The sequence below is a fragment of the Cupriavidus basilensis genome, from assembly GCF_029335485.1.
Lineage (GTDB): Bacteria > Pseudomonadota > Gammaproteobacteria > Burkholderiales > Burkholderiaceae > Cupriavidus > Cupriavidus basilensis_E.
Map to the genome: position 1 here is coordinate 22193 of NZ_JARJLM010000439.1, position 7467 is coordinate 29659.

General features: G+C 65.2%; 5 protein-coding genes. 1 reads left to right on the forward strand and 4 read right to left on the reverse strand.

Annotated elements, in window-relative coordinates; translation table 11 throughout:
* Positions 1-4: 4 nt before the first annotated feature.
* A complete protein-coding gene (locus P3W85_RS26450) occupies positions 5-2173 on the reverse strand; it encodes a TonB-dependent receptor (RefSeq protein WP_276266933.1) in 2169 nt (722 codons plus the stop codon).
* Positions 2174-2554: 381 nt separating this feature from the next.
* On the opposite strand from P3W85_RS26450, the gene P3W85_RS26455 reads away from it, so the two are divergent.
* Positions 2555-3079, forward strand: a complete 525-nt coding sequence (locus tag P3W85_RS26455; RefSeq protein WP_276266934.1) for a helix-turn-helix transcriptional regulator — start codon at positions 2555-2557, stop codon at positions 3077-3079.
* Between the two features lie 139 nt (positions 3080-3218).
* Here the strand turns inward: P3W85_RS26455 and P3W85_RS26460 are convergent, their stop codons facing one another.
* The 3 genes from P3W85_RS26460 to P3W85_RS26470 form a co-directional block, all read right to left on the reverse strand.
* Positions 3219-5600: a TonB-dependent receptor gene (locus P3W85_RS26460; protein ID WP_276266935.1), complete on the reverse strand. Its 2382-nt coding sequence runs from the start codon at positions 5598-5600 to the stop codon at positions 3219-3221.
* A gap of 106 nt (positions 5601-5706) precedes the next feature.
* The gene (locus tag P3W85_RS26465) at positions 5707-6546 is read right to left on the reverse strand and encodes a FecR family protein (RefSeq protein WP_276266936.1); all 840 of its coding nucleotides are present in this window, start codon (positions 6544-6546) and stop codon (positions 5707-5709) included.
* Complete coding sequence (locus tag P3W85_RS26470; RefSeq protein ID WP_276266937.1) at positions 6530-7132, reverse strand: sigma-70 family RNA polymerase sigma factor; 603 nt, start codon at positions 7130-7132, stop codon at positions 6530-6532. The genes P3W85_RS26465 and P3W85_RS26470 overlap by 17 nt, the downstream gene beginning before the upstream one ends.
* Between the last annotated feature and the right edge of the window lie 335 nt (positions 7133-7467).

A 7467-nucleotide genomic window follows, 5' to 3' on the forward strand; every position in this document is an offset into this window, starting at 1 on the left:
CGTCTCACTGGAAACGGTATCGCGCGGTGAGCATTGCGCTGCGGGGATCCCCGGGCAAGGCGCCGACGAAGGTTGGACTGGTGTAGTAGGTCTTGTCGGTCAGGTTGCGCAGGTTGAGGGTGACGTCCCACTTCTTCTGGCGGTAGTAGACCGCGGCATCCAGCACGACATAGGCTGGCACGCGATACAGGTTCAGGCTGTCGGCATAGCTGTCGCCCTTGTAGGTCAGGCCCAGGCCCACGCCCCAGCCGTGCAGGGCTGGCTGCTGGAAGTCGTAGGTGGTCCAGAGACGGCCGCCGGTCCTGGCCACGCCGGTGGGGCGGGTGCCGGCAATGCTTCGGTTGGCGACGCCCATCTGGGCATTGGATGCCAGCGCGTTGGATTGCACTTCAGCGTTCTGGACGACGAAGTTGGCCAGTATCGACCAGCCCTGCAGCGGGCGCGCGGTGATTTCCAGTTCCAGCCCCCGCGCGCGGTCACGCCCGTCCGGCGTGGGGCTCAGCGCACCCGGCAGGGTGATGTAGTAGTCCTTGCGCTGGGTCTCGAACAAGGCCGCGTTGGTCTGCAGCCGGCCATCCAGGAATTCGGCCTTGACGCCGATTTCCTTCTGCAGCGCGCTCTCCGGCTGGGTGGACAGGGCAGCGGGTTCCGTCGACACGTTGATGAACTTGCTGGTCGACACCCCGGCGTAGAAGGACAGGGATTGACGCGGTTGCCAGACGGCGCCGAGCGAGCCGGACGTGAGGTTCCGGGTATCGCCGATCGAGCGGAAGTTGCCGCCCTGGGTGCCCACGTCGCTGAACTTGACGCGATCGCTGCGCACGGCCGCGCGCAGCTTGAACTGGTCGCCGAAGGCAAGCTGGTCTTGCAGATACACGCCGAGGTCTTCCTGCTTGAGCTTGCGGTTGAAGCCCTGGCTTGCTACCGGGGTCAGGCCGGAGAGCGTGGTTTCCGGCACGGCCGGGGCGTTGATGTTGGCAATGTTGGGCAGGTTGTAGCCGGTGCGCACCGTGTCGATGCGCGTGTCCGAATACTCGATGCCGGCCAGCACGGTATGGCCGACCGGGCCGGTGCTGGTCTTCCATACCAGTTCGTTCTGCAGCAGGGTGAAGTGCGTGTCGTCGGTCTGTGCGCGCGCGCTTCGGCCTGTCATCTGGTTGGCGGCGTTGCCGCCGTTGCCGCCTGCGTTGCGCGTCATGTCGAGGGCGCGCTCGTCGTAGACAAAGGCGGTGCGCATGGTGAGGTCGGGGTCGATGCGCCAGTCGTGGCTCAGCGTCACCCGGTCGATGGTCTGGTGGGTCTGGTTGAACGGGCTGTAGTAGCGCGCATCGCGCGCGGCGCCGGCAATCTGGCCCTGGTTGTTGAAGAGGATGCCGTAGTTGTCCGGCTTGATGCGGATGTCGCGGTGGTCGTAGTCGAGGGTCAGGGTCTTGTTCGTATCGTAGGCCCAGCTCAGGGATGGCGAGACTTCCTTGATGTCACGCGCGAGGCCGCGATAGCCGTCGCTCTTTTCGATGTCGGCGATGACACGGGTGCCGAACTGCGAACTGACGGGCCCGCCCACGTCCACATAAGTGCCCCAGGTGCCGTAGCTGCCCCCGAAGGCGCCCACTTCGGCACCGAACCTGTTCAGCGGGGGCTTGGTGACCATATTGACGCTGCCGCCGGGCTGGCCCGAGCCATAGAGCGCCGAGCCGGGGCCCTTCAGGACCTCGATCCGGTCGACGTCGTACATGGTCCGGTAGTAGCCGTTCTGGGTGGGACCGTCCTGATAGCCATCGCGCAGGAAACGCATGGCCAGTCCGCGGATGGTGTAGTTGTTGGCGAAGCCATAGCCGCCCGCAAGCAGGGGCTGGACGCCAGCGGAATTCTGCAGCGCGTAGTTCATGTCCACCGCGCCCTGTTCGCGCAACAGACTGTCTGGAATCACCGTCACGGCGGCCGGGATATCGCGCAGCGGGGTATCGGTCTTGGTGCCGGTGGTGACGGTGTCGCCAAGGCTGCCGGCGGCCACCTTGCCGGCCGATGCGGTCACCTCCGGCAGGCTATGGGAGTCCTGCGCCGCGGCTGCCAGGGGAAGTCCGGCGAACATGGCGGAAGTCAGTGCGGCCAGTGCCGTGGGGCGGGGCAGCCGCCGGCCGGGGAGGGATCGTTTTGTTGCGGTGGTGCTCACAGGGGATTCCAGATGCGCGGATTAGGGAGAAGCAATGCATGGCGCCAGTTCGGCGGACCCTGGTGAGGCTAATGCGAATCATTCCTGTTTTCAATTCAAAATCGGGCACCCGGGACATCTGCCCCGTGAGGCGATGCTGCTTTTCCTGGCCCAACGTTGGTTTTTGGTCAGCAGGACCGCTCTCCGCCGGCCTGCGGGACAAATGTCCCGTATCAAAAAGTTGATAATAATCAACTTTAGGTGGATGACGCCTGCCTTCGGCATCACGGTACTTTCGCTAGAAACGAGAATCAGTTACATTTCGGTCTCGCGCATCCAGCGCAACCTTCTGGTGGCGCCGATCCATCCGATCGGGGTGGATGTCAGCATTGAATTCGTCATATGCCGCCGAGACTCCTTCTACTGCTCGCCTTCTTTCCGATGTACCAGTTCTGGGACCTGGCTCATCTCCACTTGAGGAGTGGTGTCAGCTACCACCTGATCGCGGAGTGTTTTGCCACCGTGGCCTTCATCGGGATCCTTGCCGTGTTTGCGCGTGACCGCCAGCGTGCGGCGCGCGAGCTTGCCGCGCTACGCAACGCGGCCCAGGCCGCCGAGCGCGCGATGGCCGAACGCAACGAGGCTGCCAGGGCTTCGACCCGGCACTTCCTCCGAGAAATGCAGGAGCAATTCGAGGCATGGAAGCTCACGGCCTCGGAGAAAGACGTGGCCCTGCTCCTGATCAAGGGACTCTCGCTGGAGGAAATCGCCGCGGTGCGCGAGAGCAAGGCCAAGACCGTGCGCCAGCATGCGGCCAACGTCTACGCAAAAGCCAAGGTGGAGGGCCGGCACCAGCTTGCGGCCTATTTCCTCGAGGACCTGATGGCGCCGCAGGCACCCCACGGGCCCGGACTCAAGGCGGCCTGAGGGTGCGCGGCTCAGTGGCGCCCGTCAGGCCCGCCGGCAGCCGGAAAGCCGGCAAGGCCGGCCCGAGGTGGCAATGCGCAAGCCCCCCGCTCATACGCGCAGCTGGCGTGCCGCGCGCGGGTCGGGGCTGGCGCCAGGCTTACATATCGAACTGGGCAGACAGCCACACCGTGCGCGGCTTGCCAGCCCATGCGCCGTTGATGCTGGGGTCGCCGGCCGCCCAGTAGCGCTTGTCCGTCAGGTTCTGGATGCTGAGCGCGAAGGTGGCGCGGTATCCCGCCAGCCGCGCGGCGTAGCGCGCTCCCGCGTCGAAGCGGGTATATCCTGCCATCCAGCTCGTGTTTTGCGCATTGAGCGCGCGCCGGCCCACGTAGTACACGCCACCGCTGAGGCTGACCCCGGGCAGCGCCGCGATCCGGTAGTCCAGGAAGGTGCTGGCCTGGAAGTTCGGCACGTCGGCAATACGCTTGCCGGCCACGCTTGGGTCGGCAGGGTTGTCCGCTTCGGTATGCAGCAGGGCAAGCCCGCTTACCACCGAGAGCGCGCCTGTGAGCCGGCCGTTGGCGGTCAGCTCAAGACCGCTATGGCGCTGGGTGCCGCCCTGGACGGTGAAATGCTCCGCGTTCACGTATTGCAGGGTCTTTTCCAGGCGGAACACCGCGCCTGTCACCAGGAGGTTGTCGGTGACCCTGGACTTGACCCCGAACTCATACTGCCGGGTCTTCAGCGGCGGCATGTTCTCGCCGGCATTGTTGGTGTCGTAGCCGGCCGGACCAGGCTGTTCGTAACCTTCGGCATAGCTGACGTAGGTGGACAGGCCCGCCAGCGGCTTGAAGGTCAGCGCGAAGGAGGGCGCGTTGACGCTGGCACTTTGCTTGGTATTCTTTCCCGAGGCCGGCAGGCTGTCGTTCTTGTAGCGGATATGGCGCAGCCCGAGCAACAGGTCCCACTTCGGTGCCAGTGCCATCACGTCACTGATGAAGATGCTGGGCTGGTAGTTCTTCGAGATGTTCTTCTTCGGAAAGCTCAGGTTCGCCGGCTCCGGCGAATAGACCGGCCGGTAGATGTTGCCCACCGTGGTACCGAGCACCGTGAAGCCGGATTCGACGGCGCTGAAGTTGCGCGTGGACAAGCCCGCCACGAGCTGGTGCCGGATCGGGCCGGTGTCGAAGTTGCCGCTGACGTAGGTATCGGTGGAAAGTACCCGGAAATTCTGGTCCGGGTTCAGGTAGATGTCGCCGGAGAGAATGTCGCCGCTACGGCTGACATTGTAGATATCGGGAAAGGCCGCCACGCGTGCGTTATAGGACTGGGCTACGCGGCTGGTGAGCTTCCAGCGATCGTTGAGGCGGTAACTGAAGTCCGCACCGATGTTGTAGGTCTTGGTCTCGTACTGCAGCCAGGACTGGCCCAGCAGCACGCGCGGATTGACCGGCGACGGCAGCGTGCCGTCGGGGTAGGGGCCAACCGCGGGCTGGGCCGCGATCTTGCGCTCCTGGTAGTCGAAATTGAGTTGCAGCAAGGCCTGCGGCGTGATGCCCCAGTCAAAGGCGCCGGCCACGAATTTGCGTGAAACGTCGCCGTTGTGGCCGAAGTTGCCGATCTTTTCCCCGGCAACATTGAGACGGTAGCCAAAGCGGCCGTCGGCGAGAGGCCCGCCGGCATCCACGCTGGCGTAGTAGCCGTCGTGGTCGCGCACCGCTGTCTTGACGCTGGCGAATCGTTCCCGGGTGGGGCGCTTGATCACGTAGTTGATCGTGCCACCCGGGGAATTGATCCCGTACAGGAAACCGGACGGCCCCTTGAGCACATCGACTTGCTCGATGTTCTCGAGCGGGATCTCGTAGTACGGCGCCACCGACATGCCATCGCGGCGAATGGTGTTGGTCCAGTCCACAAAGAAGCCGCGGATGCGCACGGTCTCATAGGCGCCGGCCTGGGTGGCATCCTGGATCGACGGATCGTTTTTCACCACATCCATCAACGTGCGCGCATCCTGCGAATTCATCAGCTCGCTGTTGTACGACTGCACCGAGAACGGTACCTCTTCCGGCTGCTTCTCACCCAGCGCGCCCATGCTGATGCCGTCGCTGGCAAACAGCGACGGACGGGTGCTCCTGATCTCCACCGGGGCGAGCTTCGCTTCCGGTGCGGTGCGCGGCGGCGAAGATATGACAGGCATCGCCGCCGGCGCGGTGATCACGTAGGCCTGCGCGCCGGTCCCCTTGGCCTTCAGGCCGGTCGTGAGCAGCCGTTCCAGCGCCTGGTCTAGCGTCAGCTTGCCGCTGACCGCCGGCGCGGTCCGGCGCTCGGTCTGGTCGGTGGCGAACACGATCTGTGCGCCCGACTGGCGCGCCAGCGCGCGCAGCGCGTGGTCCAGCGGCTGGGCTGGCATGTCGACGTCAAGCGTTCCCTGCGCTAGCGCGCTGGCAGCCAGCGTCATGCCCGCGGCAAACGCGGACAGGGTGGTAAGGCGGCTGGCAAGGCCGCGGCGGGCGGTGCCAAGCAAAGCTGGATTCACGCGATTTCCCCTTTTCTTTATCGGACGGCCCAGGAACCGGGCCTTGCAGGGAAAGGCGTAGCTGCGCGCGGCGATGTTGATGCTTGTTACAAATTTTTTTGCGGGATCAGCGCGAGGCGATGTCGACAGTGCCATCGGCATGCCGGGCCACGCGCACCGGAAGTACGGCGGGGAGCGCGTCCAGGAGGGGTTCGAGGCCACCGATGTCGTACTCGCCGGACAGGCGCAGGCCGCCGGCATGCTCGTCGCGCAAGCGGATTGGGGCATCGCGGTAGCGCTGCATTTCGGCAACGACCAGGCGCAGCGGGCTGCCGTCGAGCACCAGCTTGCCTTTGGCCCACGCCACTGCGCCTGGCTGGACGTCCACCAGCGGGCCAAGCTGTCCGCCGTGCACCGCCAGGGCCTGGCCTCTGGCTACCCGCGCGCTGCTGGCACCGGCTTTGATCTCGACCGCGCCTTCCATCACCGCCACATCCACATCCCCATGCGCCCGGCGGACGTTGAAATGGGTGCCGATATCGCGGATCTCGACGCCGGCTGCGGTGACAACGAACGCGCGCCAGCTGTGCGACACCGTGAACATGGCCTCGCCGCGTTCGAGCGCGATCCGCCGGCTGCGCAGGTGGTTCTCGACGACCATCACGGAATCGGTATTGAGCTGGATGCGACTACCATCGCGAAGCGTCCAGGTGCTACGCTCGCCAACGCGAGTGGCAAGGCGCGTGGTCTGCCAGGCAGGGTCGGCCAGCCACAGTGCGGCCACCGCAACGCCGAGGCAGGTTACTGCTGCCTTGCTGGTGCGTCCACGCCGTTGGCTGTAGGCCTTGCCTTCACGCAGCAGCGCCTCCTTGCCAGGGAAGTGCTGGAGCAGATCAGGCTTGAAAGGCGCCAGCGGGTCGTTGGGCAAGGGCGGGTTCTTGCGGGCGTTGTCAGGCGGCACTGCCATCAGCCGGTCTCACGATCGTGGGTGCTGCGATTGCCGCCGGCTGCTGCGGGACGACGAACGGCGCCGGGGGCCTTGGGTCCGGGTCCAGCAAGGGCCGCAGGCTTTGCATGGCGCGCGCAAGATGGCGCGCCACCATATTGCGGGAGATGCCAAGCTCCCGCGCCACCTCTTCCTGCGGCATATCGTGTAGCCGATGCAGCAGGAAGACGAGGCGGCAGCGCGGCGGCAGGTTTTCGATGGCCATGCGCAGCGATTGTACTTGCTGGGCCAGGTGCAATTGCTGCGCGCCATCGGCTTCATGGCTGCGCAGGTCGGCCACCTCGTCCACCGAGACTACGACATTGGCGTGCGCGGCCTCCGCGCGGTGCCGGTCTATGGCACGGTAGAGCGAAGCACGCCTGAGAAAGGCCAGCGGTTGCCGTGCCGTGGCGCGGGGCGGCCGCTCGAGCAGCTGCACGCACAGGTCATGCACCACATCGCGTGCAAAGCCCCGGGCAGCAAAGCGGCGGCGCACATGCTCGACCAGGTCCTCGTAATGCCGGACCAGGGTGGCGAGCAGGTTGTGGCTGTCGGGTTCGGGGGGCACCTGGCGCAAGGAAAGGGGGTGGAATGGCCACGAATTATAAATGATAATCGTTACTATTTATAAGGGGTGTGGCTGCCGCGCGAGAGGCATGTAGAGAGGCATGTAACGAGGCCGGCACCCCGTCAGGCTGCGCGGCATCCCGGTTTCACCCCAAAGGCTGGGGTGGAACCCGAATCAGCATCCCGCACCCGCACCCACACCCCATCAGTCGAACAATGCCTCTCCAGGGAATCCGCCGGGTTTGGCGCCTGGCGGGCAGGCGAACAAACAAGCGAAGCCAATGCTGTTATCCAGCACGCAGCGGTATTTGACCCGGCCGCCCCCTCCCGCAAGCG

Bases quoted from the DNA above. Each gene is read 5' to 3' on its own strand.
- P3W85_RS26455 (WP_276266934.1), top strand. From the start codon at position 2,555: ATGCCGCCGAGACTCCTTCTACTGCTCGCCTTCTTTCCGATGTACCAG.
- P3W85_RS26465 (WP_276266936.1), bottom strand. From the start codon at position 6,546: ATGGCAGTGCCGCCTGACAACGCCCGCAAGAACCCGCCCTTGCCCAAC.